We start from the raw sequence: 26,833 nt of genomic DNA on the forward strand, positions 1-26,833 counted from the left end.
GAGGTCAGTCCCGGTGATCGAGCAGATGTTTAGTTGTTGGTGGATTCGTCTTCGAGCTTCCGCAGTTGCTCGCGCGTCACATACCAACGTCCGCCTAGTTTTCGACCTGCCAAGTCTCCGCGCTGCAATAAGTTGATTGCGGTACGCTGAGAGAGCCCGGTAAGTTCAATAAGGGCAGCGATGGGTTCATATCCTGTCGTCATTCGTCACCCCCTTTAAGCCCGTCAATGATAGTTTCCTGTTTTGTACTCATATACTTCTATTGTATCGAAGTGTATGCCACGAAGATTTCAGTCACTATTTACGCCGTGCAGCTTTAAGCGGTGGATTTGTGCGCTGCTTCCATGACCTCCTGCGCTTCGCAGGGCTCCAGTCCGACAAGCTCACGAGCCTGAGACTCGGTGGACGGGACAGGGGCACCAAGTGTCACCAATTGGTGACAAACTGCCGTGGACTCAATGAGCCGGTACGCGTGCTGTCGGGGCATGTCCCAGCGTTCGCGGCAGTAGTCCTCAAAAGTCGCATAGTCATCCCGATACAGGTGGTCGGATTCTTTGGGGGACTCGCTGTCGCGCTGAAACTGCTTGTAGACGGCATTGGGCGTGTCTCCGGTGGCTTTCGCCGCATCCGCGACTGTGCCGCCTCCGCCGAGAACCTTCGTCCACACTCGACGTTTCTGCTCGGAAGTCATCTGCCTACGGGCACGATTCAACTCCCGCGCATACGCCCGCCGCCCATCACCCGGTTGTCAGATCCCGACAACGATCACCCGCCACCGAGCATGATCATCGCAGGTCACGATTTTTGCCGGCCTGGAGGTTTCCCCAAACGCTGCGCTTGCCGACGTTCACGAGTTTCGCTGCCTGTGTGGCGGATTCCCGCTCCGAGGCTTCGGCTGAAATCGGCTGAACCCTCTCATCATCTGGCGTGTACTGATTCACTCCTGCTTCTTGCCGTTTCTTCGCTTCTACCGCTAGGTGCTTCCGCAACTCGGCACCAACCATCGCCAGCTACGATCAGCCAGGGATACCGGCTCGGTGGGATCTTGCCGGTCTCCCATCGAGACGCACCAGGCTAGTAGCCATGGCCTGGTGCGTCTCACTTACGGGTCACCCTCACCCGAGTACCCGAATGCCCGGAAACTTCGCCTACGTCGTTCTGAGCCACCTCTATGGGCAAGTTCTGGACGACTCCTGTTGTCCCGGATCTTGATTCGAGCAACAGCACTCGATCACATCGAAATCCTGTTGCCCCACATCGTAGGCAACTGTCACAGTCCAAGAATGGATGACGACGACATACCCGAACTGCCGATCACCCTCACCGTCGACGGCGAAGTCTTCGAACTCAAAGACGGCGAAGGCAGCCAATACGCGTACACGTGGCTCACCGGACCAAACGAGGGATACGGCTACAGCGAGTCAGTCCACCACGCATCCCTTGATCCTGACGTTCCATTGCCCGACGATCTGCCAGAGTCCCGGCTGACGCTGAAGCAGCACATCGACTCGATACGGAGCTTCTTGTCGATGATCGACCCAAACACCGGGTATATCGAAGACTGACCCCGATGTACCCGAATGCTCGGAAACTTCGTCTACGAGCCGTTCAGACGGCTATACGGGCAGGTCTGGCGTGAATCATGTTGCACGAGATCCTGTTCAACCATTTCCGCAGGTGGCGTAGTGAGCTAGGAGACCGAACCCGTGAGGTCGACGACGCGAACGTCTTGGTGATCATCACGACGATCATCGACACCAAGTAGCACAACACCGACATCCGGCATGGGAAGAGATCCCGAGCATGACGAAGGGGTCGAGCAGCATCACACCACTCGACCCCTTCATGCCTGACCAACAGGCTCACACCGCGACGAGAGTCCGTTTCCCAATCTCCTGCTCGATGAACTCCGCCCACTCCCGACCGGTCTTCTGCTTGTCCATGAGGTCCACAGTCTCCCAGAACTCGTGTCGAGCATCGGCGTAGGTGATCCCGGCATCCTGCATCATCTGCTCAACCTGAGCATGCACACCCTGAAGGGTGAGGAACTCATGTGTGCGGTGGAGACGATCACGGTCGCTGTCGGAGAGCAGCACCAGGAGAGCACCAATAGATGTAGACGACGGTTGGTCTTCTTTAGGATTGGTTTTCTCTTGGTCTTCTATGGGTGGGAACCATTCCCCTCCCCACGGGGAACTATTCCCCTGCCCCGTGGAACGATTCCCCGCCTCCACCGGCAGATCCGGGACACTCACGCGGAACAATTCCCCGCCCACGGCACCGACCACACTTGCCGACGACTCCCCTTTGCCGATCAGCTTGTCACGCCCATAGGTGGCCACCTGCTCATCGGTCAACGGGATGCTCGACACGAAGTAGTTGGTTCCAACACGGACGCCATCGCGGATGACGGACTGCCGCACCAGGAACCGCCCGTAAAACTTCTTACGCCGCCCCATGCCCGTCTCTAGGCCCATGATCGCTGAACTGATCGTCTTCTTGTCGAGATCCAACGCCCGCGACATCCCGCCTTTGCTGACGGAGAACTTCGGATCGTGCGTCATCAAGTACACGAGCACCTTGAAGTGCGTGGCGTCGATGGGCGACCGGGCCAGATCGTTGAACACCTTGACGTAGCTCTTCGTCGGCTCATTGAGCACGTAGACATGATCGCTCAAAACAACATCCCCTCCGCGTGTGCCGCCGCCAGGTCGTCATCCTCGTGGTCGCTGTCGTGCCACAACTGCTCGACAACGTCCCGCTCGATCATCTCGGCATCGGTCATCAGCCGCCGCCCCAGATCAGTTCGCGCAAGACCACCATTTCGCAACATGTGTAGGAATAGATCGTCAGGGCCTCCACACTTCCGACGCCCGCGGATCACCCCGCCGCCTGCAACCTCATGCCGGTCATACGCCCGACCCACCAGGTGCCGGTAGAGCCGCACAGTGTCGTTCTTCCCCGCAGCACTCCACGCCATCGGCACCCCCGAAGCACCACACGGGCAGTCCACGAGCACACCCGTCGTCAACCGTGCCGGTTTCTGCTCGGCCTGCTCCTGGTCGCCAGGATCAATCGTCGGCGCCGTCATCGGGACATCGCCGCCGCCCGTTCGAACTTGGTGATGCGCTCAACAGGGAACCGCCAGAGTTTCGCCCCGAGCTTGATCGCCGGAATCTCACCAGCCATCGCCATCTCGCGAACCGTACGTGTGGACACCTGCCAGCGGGCCGCAAGCTGATCGGTCGTCATGAACTGTGTGGTCGTCTCCAAGGGAGAGCCTTTCGGTAATCGGACATAGGGATGCCCGGAAGGTTGATGCGGGTTTGACGCCCCGGTCACATCGGAAGATTCACGACGGACGGGTTCGGCATCTCGGACGGGGATCGACCACTCTCCCTAAACGGGGTGGTTCACGACGCGCACACGCTCCATTCAACGCCGGAAATGACGCTACACCTGGTGTCCGACAGTTGAGGGCGTCACAACATGTTGGGAACAAGATTCTCGAATCCAGCCGGTCAGCAACCGTGTTCGGGCGTCAAGTCGGGCGTGTCGCCATCAGCCACGGCATCGGCAGTTCACGCCCCATCCGCCTGGCCTCGATGCCCCCTGATGCTGTCGTCCACCGGCAGGAACTTACGCAAGGTCTCCTACCTCTTGGCTACACCTGATCGCCCCGAAAACCCTGCGCCGAAATCGTGGTAGGTGACATCGAGTTCCTCCATTGCGCGTCGTCGCATGGCCGGGTGGCCTCACTCGACCTCGCTGGAGAACAACCCCTCGACCGCCGCCCGCGTCGTGTCCGCAGAGTCCTCCCACAGATGCACGTACGTCCCCAACGTCACCATGGGCGACGCGTGACCCAAGCGAGCCTGAACCACCGCGACCGACTCACCCGCCCGAATCAGCTTGGACGCATAAAAGTGCCGCAGCGACTTTGGCGAATGACCCGCCACTCCCGCAGGCTCAGCAACAGCCACCCACTCCCGATAGAAGTGAGCACTTGACCACTGGTAGCCGCGCTCCGTCCGGAACAAGGGCGACTTTGGCAAGTAGTCCTGATGGTCCGCCAGGTACATACGCAACCGCGTGACCGTCGAGTCCGGCAGGGGAATCGACCGCCGCGACTTCGCAGACTTCAAGACCTTCCAATCCCATGCGCCATATACGCCCGAAGCCTGCTCCATGACATGGACAGCCCCCGCGCCGAAATCGACCGAAGACACTCGGAGCCCGGCTACCTCATTCGGCCGAAGACCGCTCGTCGCCATCAGCTCAAGCATTGTCCCTACCGGCTCGTCGGCCTTGTCCAGCAGCTTGCGCACCTCCGCAACGGTGATCAATCCAGCCGGATCGATAACACCGCCCTCATTCACCGTTCCCGTGCCCCTACGGACGCCTAGGACCGGGTTTCGCGGTATCTGGTCGCGGGTGACGGCATCATTGAAGAACGCGCTCAAGTGCTTGGTCAGGGTTGAAATGGTGGACGACTTGAAGGCCCTACCGCCCGCCCAAGGGCGACCTTCCGCAAGCTCCGCGCGCCAATCTCGAATGTCATCGGAGTCCACGTCCCCGACTTTCTTGTCGGCCAGGTCGCCAAGGTTCCCGACCAGATGCATCCGCCCCACGCCCGTTGAGCCGGTCGCCTGTCCGGCCCACGCCTTGACCGCGACACCCATCAGCTTGTTGTCGGTGCGTCGCCCCGTTGGTTTCTTCCCGAGTTGGTCCCGTTCCCAGTCTTGCGCCTCTTTCCGCGTGCCGAACGACTTGGACCGGGACTTGCCGCCCACCCGCACGCGTGCCTCATAGCGGGGTTTGGAGTTCTCGCCCCACTGGCGTTTCACGATGGCCATGCAGGGAGTCTAGACCTCGTCGGCGTTGTGAGGCTCACAGATTCCTCACCACCCAACCCTCACGAACCCACCCGAAGATCCGCAAACTCCTATTGACTCGATGCATCCCGACACGCGGCAAATGCAGGGAAAAAGCGTCTCACCTTGACTTTGTTGCGTCACGCATGCAGGATCTCGGTGAGCTTCATCGTGTAGATGAACTCAGCCACAGAAAAACTCCTTCAGACCTGCGCTCATTGTCGGCTGGCGTCAGCCGTTGACATCTGATGCACGCGATGGCGCGCACTCACCCACACCAGCCTAGTGGGCGCGTCGGGGCGCGGTGTCGTCCGGTGACTCACCAGCCTCAACCGGCGATCCCGTGGCCGTTGTTCCCATCCGGGGACAACGGCCACGGGTCGTGGCGTACCGGCAAAGGATCAGGCCGCCGTCGGGGTGGCGTCGGCCTCCGCCGATCGGTCGACCGCCTCCACGACCTGCGTCCGGTCCGCGCCGGGCGTGCCCTGGTAGGTGACGACACACCGGCTCAGGTCCAGTCCCACCGCGTTGGCGGTCATCTCGAGGTCGGAGCGTTTCTCCCCATCGGCGGTGACGTACTCGTTGGTCTTGATCTGCCCGTGCGCGATGACCGGGCGCCCCTTCGCGACCGCGAGACCTACCCCCGCCAGCAGCCGACGCCAGCAGCTCACGGTCAGATACAGGGTCGGGCCGTCGATCCATTCCTGACTGCGCTTGTCGATCCTTCGCGAGTTGCACGCCACGCGGAAGGAGATCACCTCCTCCCCGGTGGTCGTCTGCCTGCGCCGCGGTTCGGAAACAACGGTGCCGATGATGGTGGTGTAGGTCTCGTACATGCTCGACTCCTCGGGTTCTCCCGCGCCACGCGTTGTCGTGGCTGGAGCCAGCATCGATCACGCCGCGGTCCCGAAACGATCCGCAGCGCCATCTGTGGACAAGTCCGCGAGATCGTCGGCGATCACTTGCGGTTGTGGAGATCCTTGAGCATCTCGTTGTAGCTGTCGAGGTCCGCGTCGTGATCACGTACGGCGCGGCGATCGTAGCGGCGGGCCTGCTTCTCGTCCTGGCGTCGCCATTGCACGAGCAGCGCGAGCATGATCACCACCAGCGGTATCTCTCCTGCCGCCCAAGCGATTCCACCGCCGGCGCGCTGATCGTCGAACAGGTCGTAGGCAAACGGCAGGTTCAGGCTGCGGTAGTACCCCTCGGCGATGACCGCACTGGTCATCATCAGGGCCACGCCGAAGAACGCATGGAACGGCAACGAACCCATGACGATGCCGAGTTTGGCGACCGGCCGGACCTGGCGTGGCGCGGGGTCGATGCCGATCACGATCCAGTAGAAGAGGTATCCGCTGAGCAGGAAATGCACGTTCATGAGGATGTGCGCCGCGTGATACGGCACCACCGCCTCGAACACACCGCCCAGATAGAGGACGTAGAAGCTACCGACGAACAGGACCGCCGCGACCGCGGGGTGGGTGAGCAACCGCGACGGCGCGCTGTGGATGGCCGACTGGATCCACTCCCGAGGTCCGGGAGGATTACCCCTCCCGGCCGGCCGCAACGCACGGAGTGCGAGCGTGATTGGCCCGCCAAGCACCAGCAGGACCGGGATCATCATCGACATCAGCATGTGCGCGATCATGTGCATGCTGAACATCGCCGGCGCATATCGGCCGAGGCCCGAGGACGTCGTGAACAGGAGCAACGCGCAGCCGAGGATCCATGCCACCGTCCGCCCGACCGGCCACTCGTCCCCACGGCGCCGGAGCCGAACCACCGCGCGCAGATAGACGATCGCCAGGACGATCGCGAGCGTCCCGAACAGGAGATCGAACCGCCAGTCGACCAGAATCCGCCACAGCGACGGCGGGGCGTCGATCCGGTATCCGATCTGTGCCTCGACGGCGGAGATGTCGGCGCTCTCACCGGCCGGCGGCGGGGTCCGGGACAAGCCGACGGCCAGTCCGAAGGTGATGGCGAACACCAGCGTCTCGACGATGCCGAATCGGACGAATGTCGACCGCTGCCCCGGCTCGTCCTCCAGGCGCGTGATGGTCACCCGCCGATGCCAGGCCCCCAGCGCACCCAGAACCACCAGGGCACAGGTCTTGGCCAGCACCAGTCGCCCGTAGGTGTCGCTGAAGAGGTCGGCGAGCGGCATCCGTACCAGTGCGTTGATGACCCCGCTGACACCGACCACGAGGATGGTCCAGAACGCGACCCGGGAGAACCGTCGAACGGCCAGCACCCGCCAGCGCCCATTGGCCAGAGCGTAGACGAGCACTGCGAACAGCCCACCCATCCACAGCGTCGCACCCACGATGTGCAGGATCAGGCTGTTGGTGGCCACGTCATGGTTGCCTCCCGTCGACGAGTGGCCGGCGAGCGCTGCCGGCATCAGGCTCAGCACCATGAGCGCGATGGCGCCGAACGTCCACCCCCACTTCAGGATCACGCGTGCCAGGGCCGCGGCGGCCACCGCGAAGATCGCCGTCCACAGCCAGGTGCGGGCATCGGCGACCTGCGAGTACGAGTTGATGAGGTTCGCCGGTTTCAGGGACGCCGACAGTGGTTGGCCGCTCACGTTGGAGATCGACAGCGGGATCAGCAGGACGGCACACACACTCCAGGTGAGGGCGGCGGTCGCCGCGATCCGGATCGCTCGATAGCCACCGACGTCGAGCACACCGTCGGACTGCGGGGGCACGAAGAATGCGGCGAAGACGGCCGACCCCAGCGCGATCGCGGCACTCACCTCACCGACCGCGGTGACCGCCGGCAGCCCATAGGTCGTCAGCCGGCCCGGGTCGGGCACACCGGCGAGTTGCACCGCACTTGCCGCCGACATCGCCGTCACCAGGATCGCGACGATCCCGGCCAGCCAGCCGAGCGCCCACGACAGGCCCGCCACCGCGCCCCGTTGCTCGCGCATCGTGTCCCGGCCGGGCTCGGCCGGAACTGTCGGCGTTGCGCTGGTCATGGCATCACTCTAGGACGGGATATACTCGCCCACGCTGCCGCCCCGAGCGGCGCTGCCTCCGTAGCTCAGGTGGATAGAGCAAGGGCCTTCTAATCCCTAGGTCGCAGGTTCGAGTCCTGCCGGGGGCACCACCACAGCGCGGCCGCCACCGGCGGCGATGCGCCCAGGGCGCTCGAAAGAGATCGACGCAGGCGCACTGGCCTGGGTGTGATCTCGGCTATGTCAGCCGAGTCCGCGATGACCCGACCACAAGGTTCCGGCGCGGGCCGCGGCCCGATCGATCAGCGTGGAGATCTCGGGATCGTCGGGCACCTGGAACGATGTGTAGGTCCCACGTCCGCCGTGCGTCGGCCGCCCATAAGCCTTGGCCGCGAGCCGTCCGTCCGGCAACAGGCGCACGTTCACCGTCGTCAGCGTGAACTCCTCGTCGCGCCGGATATCCGTCCAGCGCAGGCCCCCGGGGATGGTGACGTTGATCGCCAGCGCGCTGACCTCGACCTCGTACTCGTCGATCGCGGACTCCTCAGTCATCCCGACGACCCTACGCACCGGGTGTCGGATCGACCTCCCTCGCGTCGCTGCCGCGTTCCGGCGGAACCGTCCCCCGCCACCGTCCGATCAACGACATCGAGTGATAGATGACCAGTGCCGCCGCGGCTCCGAGGGCGATCCCCCCGAAGTCGAGATCCCCCACGACCCAGGTGAAGTCGGCGATTCCGATCACCAGCGGGATCGCTGCGGTGAACTGGTTGACCGGTCGGGAGAAGTCCACCCGATTGGTCACCCAGATGTGCACACCGAGGATGCCGACCAGCCCGTACAGTGCCGTCGTCACGCCTCCGAGCACGCCGGCAGGTACCGCCGCGATCACCGCCCCGACCTTCGGAGACAATCCCAACACCACCGCCACCACACCCGCGATCCAGTACGCGGCAGTCGAATAGACCTTCGTCGCCGCCATCACACCGATGTTCTCGGCGTAGGTCGTGGTGGCCGAACCACCGCCACTGCCGGCGAGCACCGTGGCCAATCCGTCGGCGAACAGCGCGCGGCCGATCCGGCGGTCGTAGTTGTTCCCGGTCATCGTCGCCACCGACTTCACATGGCCGATGTTCTCCACCAACAAGACGAGCACGACGGGCAGGAACATCGGGATCACCGAGAGATGGAATGTCGGGGTGTGGAACTCGGGGAAGCCGACCCACGCGGCATCGCGGATCCCACTGGTGTCCACCTTGTCGAAGATCAGTGAGATCACGTACCCCAGGACCACGCTGAGGAAGATCGCAAGGCGCCCCAGCAACCCTCGAAACAGCACCACGGACGCGACGAGGAGCACCAGCACCACCGTCGCGATGACCGGATCCTTCTCGAAATTCGTCTTCGCGGTCGGCGCGAGATTCAGTCCGATGAGTGCCACGATCGTGCCGGTCACGACCGGCGGCATGAGGATCTCGATCCAGCCGATACCGGCGAAATGCGCGATCGCGCCGATCACGATCAACAGCGCACCAACCACCACGATCCCGCCCAGTGCGGCCGATTGACCGTTCGAGGCGGTCGCCGCCAGCACCGGCGCGATGATCGCGAAACTCGAACCGAGATAGCTGGGTAGCCGATTGCGGGTGATCAGCAGGAACAGCACCGTGCCGATCCCCGAGAACAGCAACGTCGTCGACGGTGGGAAGCCGGTGAGCACCGGGACGAGGAAAGTCGCGCCGAACATCGCCACGACGTGCTGTAGCCCGATACCCACCGTTCGCGGCCAACTGAGGCGTTCGTCGGGTTCGATGACTCCCCCGCCGTCGACCTTTCGCCAGGACAAGAATCCACCCGTTCGCGCGTCCGGAGTCGCCATGGGAATCAGTGTGCGACATCCGCACCTACCTTGGCGCCCACTGCGTCACCCCGGCGGAGGTGACAGGGATCACTCCATTTAAATATGCATCTGATAGTCCAATTCTGGTTCACTCGGATCATGCAGCTGACCCGGTTCACCGACATCGGCCTGCGGGTGGTGATGCGTCTGGCGGTCCCCATCGAGAACTCCACGACCACAACGCCGATGACGACCAGGCAATTGGCGAACGAGCTTGCCGTGCCGTACACCCATATCGCCAAGGTGGTGGGACGCCTGTCCGAGATGGGCGTGGTCCATGCGCGCCGAGGACGCGCCGGAGGTCTCGCCATCACCGCTCTCGGCCGCGACGCGCGAATCGGCTGGTTGGCGTCCACCCTCGAGGGCGACGGTGAGGTGGTCGATTGCGACGGCCCGCAACCCTGTCCGCTGCGGAACGCATGCCGCCTCCGCGGCGCACTCGCACGTGCCCGCGTGGCGTTCTTCGAGAGTCTCGACGACCACTCGGTCGCGGATCTCATCCATGAACCCACCGCCGCCGTCCTGCTGTCTCTCGCGTCCCGCCCTGCCCCCGCCGGGTCCCACGATCTACCGGACGCCCCAAACCTGACCCAGAACCCCTGACGGGAAACGCCACCGAAGGATCGGAGTCAACATGCTGTCCGACGCCCAACGCGCCACCATCGCTGCCACCCTGCCCGCCGTCGAGGGCGGGCTGGCCGAGATCACCCAGCGGTTCTACCGCGGAATGTTCGCCGCACATCCCGAACTGCACGACGACCTGTTCAACCGAACCCATCAGAAGAGCGGAGAACAACCGCAGGCCCTTGCCGGATCGATCGCTGCATTCGCGCGGCTGCAGCTCGAGCCGGATGCTCGACGTCAGCGTTTCATCCTCGACCGGATCGCACACAAGCACGCATCGCTCGGCGTGACCCGCGATCAGTACGCGGTGGTGCACGAACACCTGTTCGCCGCCATCGTCGACGTGCTCGGCGACGCCGTGACAGCACCGGTCGCCGATGCGTGGGATCAGTTGTACTGGGACATGGCGGATCTGCTGATCGAAACCGAAGCAGACCTGTATGCCCACGCCGAAGTCACACCGGGCGACGTGTGGCGCGACGCCATGGTGACCGAGCGCGCGCAGATCTCCCCGGACACCATCTCGCTGACCCTCACAGCCCGCGCCGACACCGGTCGATTACCGTGTTTCCGTCCAGGACAGTACATCTCGGTCCAGGTTCCGCTCACCGACGGTGCCCAGCAGATCCGGCAGTACAGCCTCACCGGCGCACCCGGCATCCCGGAGTGGCGATTCAGCGTGAAACTCGCGGGCGAGGTCTCGGCGCACCTGCACGAGCATGTCTTCGAGGGCGATCTGTTGCGGGTCAGCAGTCCCTTCGGCGATCTGGTACTGCCAGAGGACGACGCGCCGATCATGCTGGCATCAGCCGGCATCGGCTGCACACCTGTCATCGGCCTACTCACCGCGATGGCCGAGCAGGGCGACCGTCGTCGCGTGACGGTGTTACATGCGGATCGCTCCCGAGACCGGCAGCCCCATCGCGGGCAACTCGCCGCCCTGGTGGAGTCGCTGCCCGACGGCCGGTTGTTCCAGTGGTACGAGAATGCCTCACCGCACATCCTGTCGGACACCATCCGGGTCGGTCTGATGTCGTTGCAGGACATCGACATCAGCGAGCATTCTCTGGTACTGCTCTGCGGACCGACCGGATTCCTTTCGTCGATGCGCGAAGCCTTCCTCCTTCATGATGTCGCCGAGAGCCGCATTCACTACGAGGCCTTCGGACCAGAGTTGTTGCGGTCCGGTGCCCGATGAACACGGCTTCAGCGGTCGTCGTCGCGGTCACGTTCATCTGGCTCGGTATGGTGCTGGCGATCTCGTTCCTCGAGGCGCCGCTCAAGTTCCGGGCTCCCGGGGTGACTCTGCCCATCGGCCTGGGTATCGGACGGCTGGTGTTCCGCGCGCTCAATACCGCTGAGACCCTGTGGTCGGTCGTCATCGTCGTGGCCCTCATCGCAGGCACTTTCTCGGGCAGCACGATCACGGTCACTGCCGGCGTGGCCATGGCGATGCTGGCCATCCAACTGATAGCGGTCCGCCCGCGGCTCACGCGCCGCTCTGATGCGGTCCTCGCCGGCCACGAGGGCCCACGCAGTCATGCACATCTCGTCTACGTGGTGCTCGAGATCATCAAGGTGGTCGCGCTCGTCTGGCTCGGCGTCGCCCTGTTGTCGGCGCCGGCGTAGTCCTGGGCTGACAGCATTCTCGCAGCTACGACCAAGGCCATCCGAAGGTGACACCCATAGCTTTCTCCACGTCGGCAGAGTTGCCGGCCCGAACACAAGGAGAAGCACTCATGCCTCAGCCAGGACCCAAGCCCGGAAACGGCCCTCGCCCGCAGCAGCACCACCCCGCACCGCCGCGCAAGCGTCGCCGTCGCCGCGTCTGGAACCGGCGTCTGCACCGGTGGGACTGGGTGTGGTTCTGAGCACTCCACGGTTCTGACCACCCCACGCAGCGTTCCGGGGCCATATGGCCGCACGTATGGTCCCGGAACGTCGCACGTCATCGATCGGATCACAGGATGACCGCACGCGACGCATTCCGCCGCTTCTTCCCGACCCTCAAGGGCGAAGGTGCCCGGTTCGCGCTGGCCGCAACGCTTCTGCTCGTCGCCACCGGTTGCGAGATCGTCGCGATCTTCGTGCTCTCCGATGTGATCGACGGAGCCCTCACCGCCGACAACGCCGTCGGCTTCGCCAGATTGGCGGTCCTGTGGCTGCTCATCACCGCGGTTTCCACCGCCGCGGACTACTACGGCCAGGTCACCGCCATCGGCATCTCCGAACGGGTGGTCCTCCGCCTGCGCGATTCGCTGTTCGCCCATGTGCAGCGGCTCAATCCGGTCATCCATCGGCGGTTCGGCCTCGGCGACCTCGTGACCCGGCACTCCGGCGACCTCGAGGCCGTCGAGTACCTCGTCGGGTCCGGTGTCATGCAGTTCGTCATCGCGGTGGCCAACACCGTCGGTCTCGTCGTCGCGGCGTTCATCATGAGTTGGCAGGTCGCGCTGGTCGCCATCGCGGCGGTGCCGATCCTGTGGGCGATCTCGGCCTACTACGGTCGCCGCCAGACGGTCGTCACCCGCGACGAACGAACCGCCAACGCCGACATCGCCATCGCGGTCCAGACCGCCCTCAGCGGGCACGAGACCGCAGTCGCCTACAACCAGCAGGACCGCGAACACGCGCGACTGCACCGTCACGGTGTCACCTGGCTGGGCGCACGGATGTCACAGACCCGGATCGAGGCCGGATTCGGTGCCGTCATGGGTTTCGGACAGGTGGTGGTCACCCTCGCCATCGCCGTCGCGGGCGTCTGGCAGGTGCGCCACGGCGCCCTGAGCGTCGGACAGCTGCTCGCGCTCACCGGCTACCTCGGCATGCTGTATCCGAAGATGCAGGAGCTCGCGGAGCTCCGCTTGTCGCTTGCCTCCGCCGCGGTGAGCGCGGAACGGATCTCCGAACTCCTCGACCTCGTCCCCACCGACTCGGATCGCGAGGATGCGGTGGTACACACCGGGCCCGGTCACGACGTCGCGGTCCGCGGCGTGACGCTCCGCCGCGGCGGGGCCACCATCCTCGACGACGTCTCGCTGGACCTGCGTCCCGGCGAGATCACCGCCCTCGTCGGGGGCAGCGGTGCCGGGAAGTCGACCCTGGCGTCACTGCTGTGCCGCTTCGAGAATCCCGATGACGGTCGGATCATGCTCGGCGGCAACGACTTCACCACCTTGACCGGCCGTTCCATCCGCGATCACGTCACTCTCCTCCCCCAGCAGCCGATCATCAAGGCGGCCACAGTCGCCGACAACATCGCCTACGGTCGCCCCGAGGCATCCCGTGCCGAGATCATCAGCGCCGCCATCGCGGCGGATGCCGATGGATTCATCTCGGATCTCCCGCTCGGTTATGACGCGCCCCTCGGCGAGGACGGACTGACGCTGTCCGGCGGTCAGCGGCAACGGATCGCCATGGCCCGTGCATTTCTCCGCGACAGCCCGGTCCTGATTCTGGACGAACCCACCTCAGGCCTCGACGACGCCACCGCACAACGCATCCTCGAACCGCTGCGCCGCCTCGCGCATGGACGGTCCACCCTGCTCATCACGCACGATGCCCGGGTGACGGAGATCGCCGACGACGTCCTCGAGCTCCGCAACGGATGTCTGTACACACTCCGGCACACGTTCGCATCCGTGTGACATCGGCCTCTGTGAACGGCCGATCGGGCACACTGGTGCCCAACAGGCCGACGATGGGCTGATCGGAGACAGATCGGAGGACGTCGTTGCATGCGATCGTTCACGCTCTCGGCCTCGCCGGCACGATGGCGTGGAACATCCTGTGGGCACTGGTATTCGGGTTCGCCCTTTCGGCGATGATCCAGGCGGTCGTTCGTCGATCGACGATCGTGCGTGCGCTCGGCGACCACCGGCCACGGACGCTGGCGGTGGCAACAGGATTCGGAATGGCCTCGTCATCGTGTTCGTACGCGTCGGTCGCCCTGGCCCGTTCGCTGTTTCGTCGCGGTGCCGACTTCACCGCTGCGATGGCTTTCGAAATCGCCTCGACCAACCTCGTCATCGAACTCGGTGTCATCCTTGCGATCCTGATGGGCTGGCAGTTCACCCTGGCCGAGTTCATCGCGGGACCGCTCATCGTCGTCATCGTCGCAATGCTGTTCCGGGTGGTACTGCGCACCAAGATTCTCGACGCGGCACACGAACAGGCAGACAAGGGGTTTGCCGGATCGATGGAAGGTCACGCGGCGATGAACATGTCCGTCGACGGTGACGGAGGCTTCTTGACGCGATTGTTCTCCGGCAAAGGTCTCACGGCGGTATCGAATGTCTTCGTCATGGAATGGGCGGCCATCTGGAGAGACCTCGCCGCCGGGCTGGTGATCGCCGGCGCCATCGGCGCCTGGGTGCCCGACGCATTCTGGCAGGGACTGTTCCTCCAGGACAATGACGTGGTCGCCGCCATCTGGGGACCGCTGATCGGCCCCATTGTCGCGGCTTTCAGCTTCGTCTGCTCTGTTGGCAACGTGCCTCTGGCCGTCGTGCTGTGGACCGGCGGGATCAGCTTCGGCGGTGTGATGGCATTCATCTTCGCCGATCTGCTCATCCTGCCGATCCTCAACATCTATCGGAAGTACTACGGGATGGCGATGACCGTGCGGATCACACTGGTCTTCTACGTGGCGATGGTGACCACCGGCTACATCATCGAGATCGTGTTCCACCTCCTGAACCTCATACCGGATCCGTCCTCGGCACACCTACCCGAGGGAGGGATCTCCTGGAACTACACGACCTGGCTCAACATCGCAGCCCTGGCCCTGGCCACGTCACTTGTCGTCCGATTCCTACGGCAGGGAGGCTCGCCGATGCTGTCGATGATGGGCGGGCAGCCGGCCGATTCCGGCACGGACGGACAGGACTGACGACCGCGTTCACATCGACTGGCATATGAACCTAGTTGCATAGTGCATGGGTGCACTGTTAGCGTGATCCCATGGCACTCGAGCATGCGATTCTCGTGTCGCTGGCCGAACGACCCGGCACGGGTTACGAGATCGGTCGGCAGTTCGACAGGTCGATCGGTTACTTCTGGTCGGCGACGCATCAGCAGATCTATCGCACACTCAAGAAGCTCCACTCCGATGGGCTGGTCAGTTTCGAGTCGATCACCCAGGACGGCCGGCCGGACAAGAAGGTCTACACCATCTCCGACGGCGGACGCGAGGTCCTGTCGGCGTGGGCGACGAGTCCCACGCCGATGCAGCCTCTGCGGAGTGACCTGGGGGTCAAGCTGCGGGCGGCCGAGTTCGGTGACCTCGCCGCCATCATCGGCGAACTGAAGGTGCACCGCGATGAGCACGTCGCCCAGCTCAAGATCTTCACCGGATTCGAGGAGAGCTACTACCCCGATCCGGACACGCTGAACGGCCGCAAACTGCATCAGTATCTGGTGCTGCGCGGCGGTATCCGCCAAGAAGCAGGCTTCATCGAATGGTGCGACGAGGTCATCGCCGCACTCGAACGAGAGCTGTCCGCCTGACCGGCCTCATCCGGTCATCCCTTCGATCCGAAAGGTCGCCATGTCAGCCCACACGACCGCACCGAATCCGCACTACCCGAGACTCTTCGAGCCCATGCAGCTCGGCGGGACGACCCTGAAGAATCGTCTGATCATGGGTTCGATGCACACCGGCCTCGAGGATCGCGTCTGGGACACCGACAAGCTCGCCGCCTACTACGCCGAGCGCGCTCGCGGAGGGGTCGGTTTGATCATCACCGGCGGCTTCAGCTCGTCACGTACCGGGCTCCTGCTGCCCTTTGCCGGGAAGATGACCAATGTCGCGGATGTGAAGCGGCACCAACGGATCACACGCGCCGTTCACCGCGAGGACGGCAAGATCGCGATGCAGCTCATCCATGCGGGCCGGTACGGTTACACACCGCTGAAGGTCGCCGCGGGCTCGGAGCCCTCCCCCATTCATCCGTTCAAGCATCTGAAGATGACCGAACAGATCATCTGGCATGTCATCCGCTCCTTCGGACGCTCCGCGAAACTCGCCCGTAAGGCGGGATACGACGCCATCGAGATCATGGGCGGCGAGGGTTATCTGATCAACCAATTCCTCTGCCCGCACACCAACGACCGCACCGACAAGTGGGGCGGCTCCACCGAGAACCGGCAACGCTTCCTGGTCGAAATCATCAAGGAGATCCGCCGTCAGGTGCCGCGCGACTTCCCGGTCATCCTTCGTCAGTCGATCGCCGATTTCGTCCGCAAAGGTCAGACCTGGGACGAGATCGCGCTCATGGCCCGCAAGGCCGAGGAATACGGTGTGGACGCGATCAACAGCGACATCGGTTGGCATGAGGCCGGTGTGCCGACCATCGTGACGTCGGTGCCGCGGGCCGCCTTCGTGAAGTTCACCGAACGGCTCCGCGACGAGGTGTCCATCCCACTGATCGCCAGCAACCGCATCAACACCCCCGAGATCGCCGAGGAGATCCTCGAGCGCGGCAAGGTCGACGCGATCTCGATGGCGCGTCCGCTGCTCTCCGACCCCGACTTCGCCGCGAAAGCCGAGACCGGTCGCGCGGACGAGATCAACACCTGCATCGGGTGCAACCAGGCCTGCCTCGATCACGCGTTCGTCGGCAAGAAGGTGTCGTGTCTGCTCAACCCGCGCGCGGGACGCGAGACCACCCTCACCCTCGGCGCCACCCGCAGCGCGAAGCGGGTCGCAGTGATCGGTGCCGGACCGGCCGGCCTGTCGGCGGCGGTGTCGGCCGCCCAGCGCGGTCACAAGGTGCACCTGTACGAGGCAGGCGAACACATCGGTGGCCAGTTCTCCATCGCCGCAAGGATTCCCGGCAAGGAAGAGTTCAACGAGACCATCCGCTACTACACCCGCCAACTCGAGATCAACAATGTCACGGTGCACCTCGACACCCGGATCACGGCCGACGAGATCATCGAGGCGAAGTTCGACGAGGTGATCGTGGCGACCGGCGTCACCCCACGGATGCCGGAGATCCCCGGCATCGATCATCCGATGGTGATGTCTTATGCCGATGCCGTGCTCGGTCATCGGGAGATCGGCAAGCGGGTCGCCGTGATGGGGGCGGGTGGAATCGGATTCGACATCACCGAGTTCCTGACCGTCGACGAGTCGCCGACCCTGAATCTCAAGGAGTGGGAGCAGGAATGGGGTGTGAGCGAAGACCTCTCCAAGCCCGGCTTCGTCACCAAGCCCCGCCCGCTCCCCGCGGTGCGCGAGGTGTTCCTGGTGCAGCGCAAATCCGGCCGACAGGGCAAGTCGCTCGGCAAGACCACCGGCTGGGTGCACCGCGCCACGGTCAAGATGAAGGGCGTCGAGCAGATCAGCGGAGCGACCTACGACAAGATCGACGATCAGGGCCTGCACCTGAGCTTCCGTGGTGAGGACGGCTCGGTGACCGAGACGCGTGTGCTCGAGGTCGACAACGTCGTCGTGTGCGCGGGTCAGGAATCGGTGCGCGAGCTCGTCGATCCGCTGACCGTGGCAGGCGTGACCACCCACGTCATCGGCGGTGCCGACCTGGCTGCCGAACTCGACGCCAAGCGGGCCATCCGCCAGGGCACCGAGGTGGCCGCCGGCATCGCCTGACGGTGCGACCGATGCACGATCCCTCGGGCGCCGGCCGATGGTCGGCGCCCGACTAGGATTTCTGTCATGGGTATACCTGCGCCGAACGAGTCCGCCCGCGCCGTGGTGACCGGCGCCTCATCGGGCATCGGGATGGCCCTCGCCTGGGACTTGGCCGCGCGCGGGCACTCGCTCGTCCTGGTCGCCCGGCGCGGCGACATCCTCGAAGATCTCTCCGCCCGGATCCGCGCACAGCACGATGTCCAGGCCGAGGTCCGAGCGGTGGATCTGTCGGATCCGTCCGCCGTCGAGGTGTTCTGCGCCGAGCTCGCCGACCGCGAGGTCTCCGTCCTCTGCAACAACGCTGGCATCTCGACGTTCGGCGCCCTCAGCGAGCTCGACCCCGACTACGAGCGCGCACAGGTCCGCCTGAATGTGAACGCCGTCCATGACCTGACCCTGGCGGTCCTGCCACAGATGGTGCGCCGGGGTTCCGGTGGCATCCTCATGGTGGGTTCGGCCGCCGGGAACATGCCCATCCCCAACAACGCCACCTATGCGGCCACCAAGGCCTTCGTGAACTCCTTCAGCGAGTCGCTGCGTGGTGAGGTCGGCCCCCGGGGCGTCCACGTGACGCTGCTCGCGCCCGGCCCGGTACGCACCTCGACACCCGCTCCCGAAGATGCCTCGATCGTCGATCGCGTGGTCCCCGATTTCCTCTGGCACTCGAGTGTCAAGGTCGCCGAGTTGAGCCTGGATGCGTTGGAGAACAACAAGATGCGCGTGGTTCCTGGCACCCTGTCCAAGGCGATGTCGGTGGCAGGTGGTTACAGCCCGCGCGCGGTGGTCGCCCCGATCGTCGGCAGCTTCTACCGCAGACTCGGCGGCGACGGCCCCGCCAACCCGTAGTCCCGACACGCGCATTCCGCGGATCATCGACCATGGAATCGGCCCGACTGCGAGTGCACCACAGCAAACAAGTCCGGTCACTGCCCGTCGCGAACCGCACCGACGACTAAGGTTGACCGGATGCAGGACAAACTGGTGTGGATCGATTGCGAGATGACCGGTCTGCGTCTCGAATCGGACAAGTTGATCGAGATCGCCGCGCTCGTCACCGACAGCGAACTCAACGTCCTCGGTGACGGCGTGGACATCGTGATCCACGCTTCCGACGACGACCTCGCGACAATGCCCGACGTGGTCACCAAGATGCACGCCGCATCCGGCCTGACCGACGAGGTGCGCGCCTCGACGGTGACCGTCGCCGAAGCCGAGAGGCAGGTCCTCGACTACATCCGTACTCAGGTCACCACGGCAGGCGCCGTGCCGCTCGCGGGCAATTCGATCGCCACCGACCGCGGCTTCATCGCCCGGGACATGCCCGAACTCGACGCCTACCTGCACTATCGGATGGTTGACGTGAGCTCGATCAAGGAGCTGTGCCGCCGCTGGTACCCGAAGATCTACTACGGGCAGCCCGAGAAGGGACTCGCCCACCGCGCACTCGCCGACATCCGGGAGTCCATTCGCGAGCTGAAGTACTACCGGACGGCCGCCTTCGTCGCGGCACCCGGCCCCGACGTCGATCACCTCGCCGCCATCGTCAAGGACCTCGGGCCTGCGTGAACACGCGGAGCGTCGGCCGATTGGAGTTCGGGTGGCCCGACCCGCTAGAGTATGACCTTGGCTCTGGGACCCGGTGAGCGATCCTGGGTGACGGACGCCGATGGTGGATGTAGTTCAGTTGGTAGAGCACCAGGTTGTGATCCTGGCTGTCGCGGGTTCGAGTCCCGTCATCCACCCCGAGAGAAACAATGCCCCACCTGCGGCTTCGCAGGTGGGGCATTGTTGTTCGACGGCCCTGGGGACGGCTGTTCGGTCCACCTACACTTGTACTCATGCCTGAATCGGACGCCGCGCTCGCCGGCCACCCGGCCGATCGGATGTTCGCCAGCGACAACGGGGTCGGTGCTTCGACAGAGATCGTCGAGGCGGTCGCGCGGGCGTCGGCCGGTGGGCACCTCGCTTACGGCGAGGACACCGTCACCGCAGAAGCCCGGCGCAAGGTCGCCGAGATCTTCGACCACGAGGCGATCGTGCACTGCGTGTCGACGGGATCCGCGGCCAACGGGCTTGCCCTGGCGACCCTTCTCGATCCCTGGGGTTCGGTCCTCTGCCATCGCGGGAGTCACATCTTCTACGACGAGTGCGGCGCGCCGGAGTTCTTCACCTCCGGCGGCAAACTGCTCCCCCTCGACGGGCCGGACGGCAAGATCGATCCCGACGAACTCGGCCGCGCCGTGCGCGCAGGCGTCGGCAGCATCCACAGCGCCCAGCCCCAGGTCGTCAGCATCACGCAGGCCACCGAGGGCGGATCGGTCTACACCCTCGACGAGATCCGCGTATTGTCGACGATCGCCCACGACGCGGGCCTGCGGGTACACATGGACGGGGCACGGTTCACGAACGCTCTTGTCGCACTGGACATCACTGCGGCCGAGATGACGTGGCGCGCGGGCGTCGACATCCTCTCCTTCGGCGTGACGAAGAACGGCGGACTCACCACCGATGCCGTGGTCGGCTTCGACACGACACTCGGGACCGAACTCGCCTATCGGGTCAAGCGGGCGGGCCAGCTCACCTCGAAGATGCGATTTCAGTCTGCTCAGCTCGCCGCGTACCTGACCGACGACCTCTGGTTGCGCAACGCTCGCCACGCCAACGCGATGGCCGAACGCCTCGTCGACGGCCTCCGCGCGACGCCGCAGGTACACCTCCAGGGAACCGGCGGGGCGAACATCGTGTTCTGCCGGCTACCCGATGCCGTCGTCGAGGCACTCGTCCACGACGGCTTCGTTTTTCACCACGGTCACCCTGAACCCGGTGTCGCCCGTCTGGTCACATCGCATGCGACCACACCCGACGCGGTCGATGCGCTCGTGACGGCGATCCGGCAAGCGGTCGACGCCCCGTAGCCGACCGCCATCGCGAGCCACCGGCCTCCGCAACGCCGATTGTTCATCTCCATCCCGTAGCATCCCGCGCATGCTCGAGGATCTGAACAAGGCGGCCAAGAAGGTCGGTCTGCACGTTGCCGCAGCGAAGAAGGATGGCAAGTACTCCATCCGGAAGACCAAGAACGCCAAGCTCGTGGCGAAGAACGTCGACGCCGACGAGGCGGCCAAGATCATCAAGAAGTACAAGTAGCGCGACGCAGCGGATCACGCCGTCGTGGTTCGCCGGCCACTCCACCCCGTCTCCGACGATCCCCTGTCACCGCGAGGTGAATCGTCGGCGGCGGGGTGTTTTCGTGGTGCCCGCCGGCGGTGACCCGACACGAAACACCGGACCTTCGAGACATATGACACAGGCACCTGTTACTCTGCCGTTACTTCAGGTCAAATGACCTAAACATCTGGACCCTAACGTTTCGTCGTACCCCGTGGCGGACTCCAGCAGTCCCTGGCCGGATCGGAAACCTTCATGAGCCAACACATCTCACGTCGCCTCTTTCTCGGCGGGGCACTCGCGGGCGCGGGCACGGTCGCCGGCGCGGCCACGTTGGGTCCCGGTCGTGCGGCCGCCGCTCCCGGCGACACGGTCGACGCGATCGTGGTCGGTGGCGGACTGTCCGGGTTGTCGGCGGCCAAGACCCTGAGCGAGTCCGGAGCGTCGGTCGTCGTGCTGGAGGCACGCAACCGGGCGGGTGGACGGGTCCACAACATCACCACGCCACGGAGAGGCGCCATCCTCGATGCCGGAGCCAAGTTCATCGGACCGACGCAGAATCACATCGCCGGCCTCGCCCGTGAATACGACGTGCGTTCGATCCGCACCTACAACCAGGGCGACAGCGTCTTCTGGAACACGGACAACGGCACCCGGATGCCCGCAGCGCTACCACTGCCGGCGGAGTTCTCGACACTCGAGGCGCTGCCGGCACTGGCCCGCGCCCAGGCAGAGGCCCTGCTCCCCTTCCCCGTCGGCGAAGCCTGGAAGCATCCGAACGCCCGCTATCTGGATTCGATCACCTGGCAGCAGTACACCGACTCAGTCACCACCGACCCGACCGCACGGATGCTGACCAGTATCGCGATGTCGGCCGCGCTCTCGGTGCGCCCCGACGAGGTCTCCGCCCTCTACTACATCAACTACATCGCGGCGTCCGGCGACGAGAACAATCCCGGAACGCTCATCCGCCTGCTGAGCACCGACGGCGGCGCGCAGGAGAGTCTCTTCGAGGGCGGCGCCGCACTGATCCCGTTGCGCATGGCGAACGCTCTCGGGCCACGTGTCGTGTACAACGCTCCGGTCCGCTCCATCGACCACACGGGCGGAATCGCCTCGGTCAGCAGCGATGCCGGGACATTTCGCGCGCGCAAGGTCATCGTCGCGATGTCGCCCGCGATCAGCGGTCAAATCAGGTTCCGACCCGGACTGCCTGCCGCACGCGTCGCGCTCAGTCGCGGTTTCCACATGGGGGCGGTCAGCAAGTTCTCTGCCCTCTACCGACGACCGTTCTGGCGAGACAAGGGTTTCTCCGGTCAGGTGATCGGCAACGGACGCCCGATCGATGTGACCTTCGAGAGTCATGCCGAAGATCGTCACATTCTCATCGGGTTCATCTCCGCCGACGCCATGCGCAGGCTCGATCATGCGCCGGAGAGCCAGATCGTCCGTGAATGTGTCGGCAACTTCGTCGACTACTTCGGTCCGGAGGCGCGCGATCTCATCGACTACGGCGTCTTCAAGTGGGATCTCGAGGAGTGGTCACGGGGTGGTCCGGTTGCGGTCAGCTCACCGGGGACCCTGACCAGATACGGGCCGGCACTGCGTGATCCGGTCGGCCCCATCCACTGGGCAGGCACCGAGACCGCCGACTACTGGACCGGGTACATGGACGGCGCGGTCCGATCGGGCCGACGCGCTGCACGCGAAGTCCTCGACGACCTCCGCTGATCCGGGACACATCATGGCCAGGATGCCCGTCGAGAAGCGTCGCGAGCTGCTGCTCGACGCGGCGTTCCGGGTGATCGCCCGCGCCGGCGTCGACGGCGCCACCACGCGGGCCATCTGTGCCGAGGCGGGGATGACGCTCTCGACATTCCACTATGTGTTCTCCTCGCGCGACGACCTGCTGGCCGCGCTGGTGCAGCGCGGTACCGACATGGAGCTGGCGGTGATCGCCGAGGCACTCCTCGCGGCGTCGGCAGATGACGTCGGTGGTGTCGATGGCATCCGAATCATTCTGCGGGCGAGCTTGTTCGGCTACCTCGACGGCCTGATCGAGGATCCGGACCGTGAGCAGGCGATGATCTCCCTCAACCAGTACGCGCGACAGACCGCCGGGCTCGACCGGCTCGGCGCCGACATGTACCGCCGCTATTACGAGGCCATCGCATACGGCCTCCGCATCGGAGCCGAGCAGGCCGGAGTCGAATGGAACCGTCCCGCCGACGAAATGGCCCCGCTCGTGGTCGCGGCCACGGACGGGATCACCCTGGCCTATCTCAACACGCGCGACCGCGCCGTCTGCGAACGCATCGCCGAGGCAACCGTGACGTTGTTGCTCGGCCACGTGACCGACACACGCTCGAGTTGATCAACACTTCCGCGTCGACGATGACGCGACATCGACAGGGGGACAGATCATGGACGTGACACGCAGACAACTTCTCACCGGGGTCGCGGCGACCGCCGTCGGGGGTGGTGCCGCACTCGCCGCGGGCCTGCCGGTGGCCGAGGCGGCACCGAACGCGAACGGTTCGGCGGCTCGCACAGGCAGCACCGATCTTCTCGTCGGTTGCGGTATCGCCGACATCACCGGCGCCATCGCCGGTCAGGGCATGATGGGTTACTCCGATGCCGACCAGGTCGCAGCCGGCCTCCTCCAGCGGTGCTGGGCGCGCGCCTACATCATCGTCGACCGCGCCACCGGTGAGCGAGTGGTGTTCGTGACCTCGGACATCGCCTGCCTCTTCGAGTCACACCACATGGGGCTGATGCCCCGGCTCCGCCAGAAGTTCGGCTCCCTCTACACCGAGCGCAACGTCAATCTCAATGCCACGCACTCCCACGCGTCGTGCGGGGGTACAGCCTGGGACTTCGCGTATTCTCTTGCGGCGTACGGCTTCAAGAAGAACTCCTACGAGGCCGAGCTGAACGGGATCTACACAGCCATCGTGCGCGCGCACGAGGATCTCGCACCCGGAACGCTCTCCATCGGCCACGGCGAACTGCACAACGCAAGCCGCAACCGGTCGAAGGTCGCGTTCGACCTCAACCCCGGCTCCGAGCGCAAGCACTTCCCCGGGGCGATCGACCCCAAGGTCACCGTCCTACGATTCCGGCAGGGCGGGACCGACGTCGGCGCCATCACCTGGTTCTCCACCCACGGCACGTCGCTGACCGACCGCAATCGACTCATCGCCGGCGACAACAAGGGCTACGCCAGCTACCGTTGGGAGCGCACGCATCCCGGCTTCGTCGCGGCCTTCCCGCAGACCAACAGCGGTGACATGACACCGAATCTCAACCTGGTGAAGATGCATCCGGGCGGTCCGACCTCCGACAACAAGACGAACTGTGAGATGATCGGTGAACGCCAATATCTCGCCGGCCGAACCGCATTCGACAACGCGCGCCCGATGACCCGCGGCGGTGTCGATTCCATCGTGCGCTACGTCGACATGTCCGCGGTGAAGATCGATGGTGCCTACACGCCCGAAGGCAAACCGGCCGCCACGACGCCGGCGATGATGGGCGCCGCGGCGGCGGCGACCAGTACCGAGGACAACTGGAAATCCCAGCTCCCGTTCCTGAAGGAGGGCACGACCAACCCGCTGGTCTCCGCGTTCGGCGGCGACCGGCGACCGCCTGTCTCCCCGTGGATTCGCGACATGCAGGCCCCCAAGCTGATCCTGTTCCCGCTCGGGATCATGCCACCGGCACCGTGGATACCTCAGGTCGTCCCGCTGCAGATCCTCCGCATCGGAGAGCTCGTCCTGGTCGCGGTGCCCGCCGAGGTGACCATCATCGCGGGCCTCCGACTACGGACCGTCGTCGCCGATGCGCTGCGGACCGACCCCGACAACGTTCTGGTGCAAGGCTATTCGAATTCCTACACGCAGTACGTCACCACCCCCGAAGAGTACGACGCCCAGCAGTACGAGGGCGGCGAGACCCAGTTCGGGCGATGGACGCTGTCGGCGTACATGCAGGAGTTCCATGCGCTGGCCGCCGCGATGGCCTCGGGCAGCCCGCTCGGCCGGGGCCCCGCCCCGCTGAACAAGTCGGGATTCCAGCCCGACCTGCTGCCACCGGTCCCGCCCGACCGTCCGGTGGCGGGTCGCGCATACGGAGACCTGCTGACCCGCCCCGCGGGTCGGTACCGCCCTGGTCGGACGGCGGTGGTCGAGTTCGTCGGTGCGCACCCGAACAATCGGCTGCGCACCGGCGGGACGTACCTCGAGGTACAACGACGAGACGGGATGTCCTGGACCACCGTTGCCACCGACAACGACTGGGAGACCGAGTTCCACTGGCGGCGTCCGGCCGGTGAGACCCAGGCCTCGGTTGTCCGGATCGTGTGGACGATCCCGTCGAGCACGTCCGGCCGGTTCCGCATTCGGTATCACGGGGACAGCCGCGCCGACAACGGGTCCACGCGGTCGTTCAGCGGCACCTCGACGGAATTCACGGTCACCTGATCGACGATCTCTCGGCGGCTCAGAGGGATCGCGCGATGATCTCCTTCATGATCTCGTTGGTCCCGGCGTAGATCTTCTGGACGCGGTTGTCGGCCCACATCCGCGCTATCGGGTACTCGTTCATGTAGCCGTACCCACCGAAGAGTTGCAGGCATTCGTCGGCCACGACCATGGCACGATCACTGGTCCACCACTTCGCCATCGCCACGGTCGGGATGTCCAGCTTGCCGTCGAGATGCTTGGTGATGCAGTCGTCCACGAAGACTCGCGCGATCCGCGTCTCCGTCGCGGCCTCGGCGAGCTTGAACTTGGTGTTCTGGAACCCGAAGATCGGCCGGCCGAAGGCGGTGCGGTCCTTGGTGTATTCGATGGTCTGTGCGACCGCGCTCTCCATGCCTGCCACGGACGCGACCGCAATGATGAGCCGCTCCTGCGGTAGCTGCTGCATCAGCTGGATGAAGCCCTGACCTTCATCCTGCCCCAGCAGATTCGACGTCGGCACGCGGACGCCGTCGAAGAAGAGCTCCGATGTGTCCTGGCCACGCTGACCGACCTTGTCCAGTACCCGGCCACGGCGGAACCCCTCACGATCGGCTTCGACGAGGACCAGCGAGATCCCCTTGGCGCCCTCGCCGGTGTCGGTCTTGGCCACCACGATGATCAGATCAGCCTGGCTACCGTTGGTGATGAAGGTCTTGGACCCGTCGATCACGTACTCGTCGCCCAGCTGAATCGCCTTCGTCTTCACGTTCTGCAGATCCGAACCCGTCCCCGGTTCGGTCATGGCGATGGCGCCCACCACTTCCCCGGCGGCCATCTTGGGCAGCCAGGTCTTCTTCTGCTCCTCGGAACCGTAGGCGAGCAGGTAGTGCGCGACGATCCCGTTGTGCAGGCTCGCCCCCCAGGACGAATCGGCAATGCGAGCCTGCTCTTCGATGAGCACCGCCTCATGGGCGAAGGTGCCACCACCGCCGCCGTACTCCTCCGGGATCGACATGCAGAGGAGCCCCAGCTCACCGGCCTTGTTCCACAGGTCACGGTCGACATGATGCTGCTCGATGAACTTCTCGATGTTCGGCTTGATCTCTTTCTCGCAGAAGCTGCGAGCGAGGTCGCGCAGTGCGGTGAGATCGTCGGTTTCCCAGGAGGAGCGTTCGGCCATGTCGG

28 protein-coding genes and 2 tRNA genes are annotated in these 26,833 nt (G+C 64.8%); 19 read left to right on the forward strand and 11 right to left on the reverse strand.

All coding sequences use genetic code 11. The features are described 5' to 3' along the window. Positions 1-29 precede the first annotated feature (29 nt). A complete protein-coding gene (locus ACLQ3I_RS21760; protein WP_425804730.1) occupies positions 30-203 on the reverse strand; it encodes a helix-turn-helix domain-containing protein in 174 nt (57 codons plus the stop codon). 113 nt (positions 204-316) lie between these two features. Then, the gene (locus ACLQ3I_RS21765) at positions 317-691 is read right to left on the reverse strand and encodes a hypothetical protein (protein ID WP_425804733.1); all 375 of its coding nucleotides are present in this window, start codon (positions 689-691) and stop codon (positions 317-319) included. A gap of 592 nt (positions 692-1,283) precedes the next feature. Here ACLQ3I_RS21765 and ACLQ3I_RS21770 point away from each other — a divergent pair. Both ACLQ3I_RS21770 and ACLQ3I_RS21775 read left to right on the forward strand, forming a co-directional pair. After that, on the forward strand, positions 1,284-1,565 hold the full coding sequence (locus ACLQ3I_RS21770; RefSeq protein WP_425804736.1) for a hypothetical protein: 282 nt from the start codon (positions 1,284-1,286) through the stop codon (positions 1,563-1,565). A gap of 77 nt (positions 1,566-1,642) precedes the next feature. Then, complete coding sequence (locus tag ACLQ3I_RS21775; RefSeq protein ID WP_425804738.1) at positions 1,643-1,765, forward strand: hypothetical protein; 123 nt, start codon at positions 1,643-1,645, stop codon at positions 1,763-1,765. A gap of 97 nt (positions 1,766-1,862) precedes the next feature. Here ACLQ3I_RS21775 and ACLQ3I_RS21780 read toward each other — a convergent pair whose 3' ends face one another. The 6 genes from ACLQ3I_RS21780 to ACLQ3I_RS21805 all read right to left on the reverse strand — a co-directional run bounded on the left by ACLQ3I_RS21780 (position 1,863) and on the right by ACLQ3I_RS21805 (position 7,860). Then, positions 1,863-2,678 carry a hypothetical protein gene (locus ACLQ3I_RS21780; RefSeq protein ID WP_425804741.1) on the reverse strand — a complete coding sequence of 272 codons (816 nt, stop codon included), beginning with the start codon at positions 2,676-2,678 and terminating at the stop codon, positions 1,863-1,865. Continuing rightward, complete coding sequence (locus ACLQ3I_RS21785; RefSeq protein WP_425804744.1) at positions 2,675-3,091, reverse strand: hypothetical protein; 417 nt, start codon at positions 3,089-3,091, stop codon at positions 2,675-2,677. Before ACLQ3I_RS21785 ends, ACLQ3I_RS21780 begins: the two co-directional genes overlap by 4 nt. Continuing rightward, positions 3,088-3,252, reverse strand: a complete 165-nt coding sequence (locus ACLQ3I_RS21790) for a helix-turn-helix domain-containing protein (protein ID WP_425804747.1) — start codon at positions 3,250-3,252, stop codon at positions 3,088-3,090. Before ACLQ3I_RS21790 ends, ACLQ3I_RS21785 begins: the two co-directional genes overlap by 4 nt. Positions 3,253-3,755: 503 nt before the next feature. Continuing rightward, positions 3,756-4,856, reverse strand: a complete 1,101-nt coding sequence (locus ACLQ3I_RS21795) for a tyrosine-type recombinase/integrase (protein WP_425804750.1) — start codon at positions 4,854-4,856, stop codon at positions 3,756-3,758. A 419-nt stretch (positions 4,857-5,275) separates the two neighbouring features. Beyond that, positions 5,276-5,710, reverse strand: coding sequence for a single-stranded DNA-binding protein (locus tag ACLQ3I_RS21800; RefSeq protein WP_425793569.1), 435 nt, complete (start codon positions 5,708-5,710; stop codon positions 5,276-5,278). A 122-nt stretch (positions 5,711-5,832) separates the two neighbouring features. Next, positions 5,833-7,860: a cytochrome c oxidase assembly protein gene (locus ACLQ3I_RS21805; protein WP_425804753.1), complete on the reverse strand. Its 2,028-nt coding sequence runs from the start codon at positions 7,858-7,860 to the stop codon at positions 5,833-5,835. A gap of 54 nt (positions 7,861-7,914) precedes the next feature. Between ACLQ3I_RS21805 and ACLQ3I_RS21810 the strand changes: the two genes are divergently transcribed. Beyond that, positions 7,915-7,991: transfer RNA gene (locus ACLQ3I_RS21810), tRNA-Arg, on the forward strand. Between the two features lie 91 nt (positions 7,992-8,082). Here the strand turns inward: ACLQ3I_RS21810 and ACLQ3I_RS21815 are convergent. Both ACLQ3I_RS21815 and ACLQ3I_RS21820 read right to left on the reverse strand, forming a co-directional pair. Next, positions 8,083-8,391, reverse strand: a complete 309-nt coding sequence (locus ACLQ3I_RS21815; protein WP_425793567.1) for a hypothetical protein — start codon at positions 8,389-8,391, stop codon at positions 8,083-8,085. Positions 8,392-8,401: 10 nt separating this feature from the next. Further along, a complete protein-coding gene (locus ACLQ3I_RS21820; protein WP_425793566.1) occupies positions 8,402-9,718 on the reverse strand; it encodes a uracil-xanthine permease family protein in 1,317 nt (438 codons plus the stop codon). 120 nt (positions 9,719-9,838) lie between these two features. Here ACLQ3I_RS21820 and ACLQ3I_RS21825 point away from each other — a divergent pair, with 120 nt between their 5' ends. The 16 genes from ACLQ3I_RS21825 to ACLQ3I_RS21900 all read left to right on the forward strand — a co-directional run bounded on the left by ACLQ3I_RS21825 (position 9,839) and on the right by ACLQ3I_RS21900 (position 25,666). Further along, a complete protein-coding gene (locus tag ACLQ3I_RS21825) occupies positions 9,839-10,342 on the forward strand; it encodes an RrF2 family transcriptional regulator (RefSeq protein ID WP_425793565.1) in 504 nt (167 codons plus the stop codon). A 31-nt stretch (positions 10,343-10,373) separates the two neighbouring features. Next, a complete protein-coding gene (locus tag ACLQ3I_RS21830; RefSeq protein WP_425804756.1) occupies positions 10,374-11,561 on the forward strand; it encodes an FAD-binding oxidoreductase in 1,188 nt (395 codons plus the stop codon). Then, positions 11,558-11,992: a hypothetical protein gene (locus ACLQ3I_RS21835; RefSeq protein ID WP_425793563.1), complete on the forward strand. Its 435-nt coding sequence runs from the start codon at positions 11,558-11,560 to the stop codon at positions 11,990-11,992. The genes ACLQ3I_RS21830 and ACLQ3I_RS21835 overlap by 4 nt, the downstream gene beginning before the upstream one ends. Positions 11,993-12,102: 110 nt before the next feature. Next, complete coding sequence (locus ACLQ3I_RS21840) at positions 12,103-12,234, forward strand: hypothetical protein (protein WP_425804759.1); 132 nt, start codon at positions 12,103-12,105, stop codon at positions 12,232-12,234. A 96-nt stretch (positions 12,235-12,330) separates the two neighbouring features. After that, positions 12,331-14,010, forward strand: coding sequence for an ABC transporter ATP-binding protein (locus ACLQ3I_RS21845; protein WP_425804762.1), 1,680 nt, complete (start codon positions 12,331-12,333; stop codon positions 14,008-14,010). Positions 14,011-14,096: 86 nt separating this feature from the next. Next, positions 14,097-15,254, forward strand: a complete 1,158-nt coding sequence (locus tag ACLQ3I_RS21850; RefSeq protein WP_425804765.1) for a permease — start codon at positions 14,097-14,099, stop codon at positions 15,252-15,254. A gap of 71 nt (positions 15,255-15,325) precedes the next feature. Then, positions 15,326-15,871 carry a PadR family transcriptional regulator gene (locus tag ACLQ3I_RS21855; protein ID WP_425793560.1) on the forward strand — a complete coding sequence of 182 codons (546 nt, stop codon included), beginning with the start codon at positions 15,326-15,328 and terminating at the stop codon, positions 15,869-15,871. 40 nt (positions 15,872-15,911) lie between these two features. Next, on the forward strand, positions 15,912-17,975 hold the full coding sequence (locus ACLQ3I_RS21860) for an FAD-dependent oxidoreductase (RefSeq protein WP_425793559.1): 2,064 nt from the start codon (positions 15,912-15,914) through the stop codon (positions 17,973-17,975). Between the two features lie 66 nt (positions 17,976-18,041). Further along, positions 18,042-18,863: a mycolate reductase gene (gene cmrA / locus ACLQ3I_RS21865; RefSeq protein WP_425804768.1), complete on the forward strand. Its 822-nt coding sequence runs from the start codon at positions 18,042-18,044 to the stop codon at positions 18,861-18,863. A 120-nt stretch (positions 18,864-18,983) separates the two neighbouring features. After that, a complete protein-coding gene (gene orn, locus ACLQ3I_RS21870; RefSeq protein WP_425804771.1) occupies positions 18,984-19,583 on the forward strand; it encodes an oligoribonuclease in 600 nt (199 codons plus the stop codon). A 103-nt stretch (positions 19,584-19,686) separates the two neighbouring features. Further along, positions 19,687-19,759 (forward strand) — tRNA-His (locus ACLQ3I_RS21875). Positions 19,760-19,855: 96 nt separating this feature from the next. Continuing rightward, positions 19,856-20,932, forward strand: coding sequence for a threonine aldolase family protein (locus tag ACLQ3I_RS21880; RefSeq protein ID WP_425793556.1), 1,077 nt, complete (start codon positions 19,856-19,858; stop codon positions 20,930-20,932). A 70-nt stretch (positions 20,933-21,002) separates the two neighbouring features. Beyond that, on the forward strand, positions 21,003-21,164 hold the full coding sequence (locus tag ACLQ3I_RS21885; RefSeq protein ID WP_190268129.1) for a hypothetical protein: 162 nt from the start codon (positions 21,003-21,005) through the stop codon (positions 21,162-21,164). 276 nt (positions 21,165-21,440) lie between these two features. Beyond that, a complete protein-coding gene (locus ACLQ3I_RS21890) occupies positions 21,441-22,916 on the forward strand; it encodes a flavin monoamine oxidase family protein (protein WP_425804774.1) in 1,476 nt (491 codons plus the stop codon). 22 nt (positions 22,917-22,938) lie between these two features. After that, positions 22,939-23,559, forward strand: a complete 621-nt coding sequence (locus ACLQ3I_RS21895) for a TetR/AcrR family transcriptional regulator (protein ID WP_425793554.1) — start codon at positions 22,939-22,941, stop codon at positions 23,557-23,559. Positions 23,560-23,608: 49 nt separating this feature from the next. Beyond that, on the forward strand, positions 23,609-25,666 hold the full coding sequence (locus ACLQ3I_RS21900; protein WP_425804777.1) for a neutral/alkaline ceramidase: 2,058 nt from the start codon (positions 23,609-23,611) through the stop codon (positions 25,664-25,666). Between the two features lie 19 nt (positions 25,667-25,685). Here the strand turns inward: ACLQ3I_RS21900 and ACLQ3I_RS21905 are convergent, their stop codons facing one another. Continuing rightward, positions 25,686-26,828, reverse strand: coding sequence for an acyl-CoA dehydrogenase family protein (locus ACLQ3I_RS21905; RefSeq protein ID WP_425804780.1), 1,143 nt, complete (start codon positions 26,826-26,828; stop codon positions 25,686-25,688). Positions 26,829-26,833: the final 5 nt, after the last annotated feature.

This window comes from Gordonia sp. DT101 (assembly GCF_049844895.1).
Taxonomy (GTDB): domain Bacteria; phylum Actinomycetota; class Actinomycetes; order Mycobacteriales; family Mycobacteriaceae; genus Gordonia.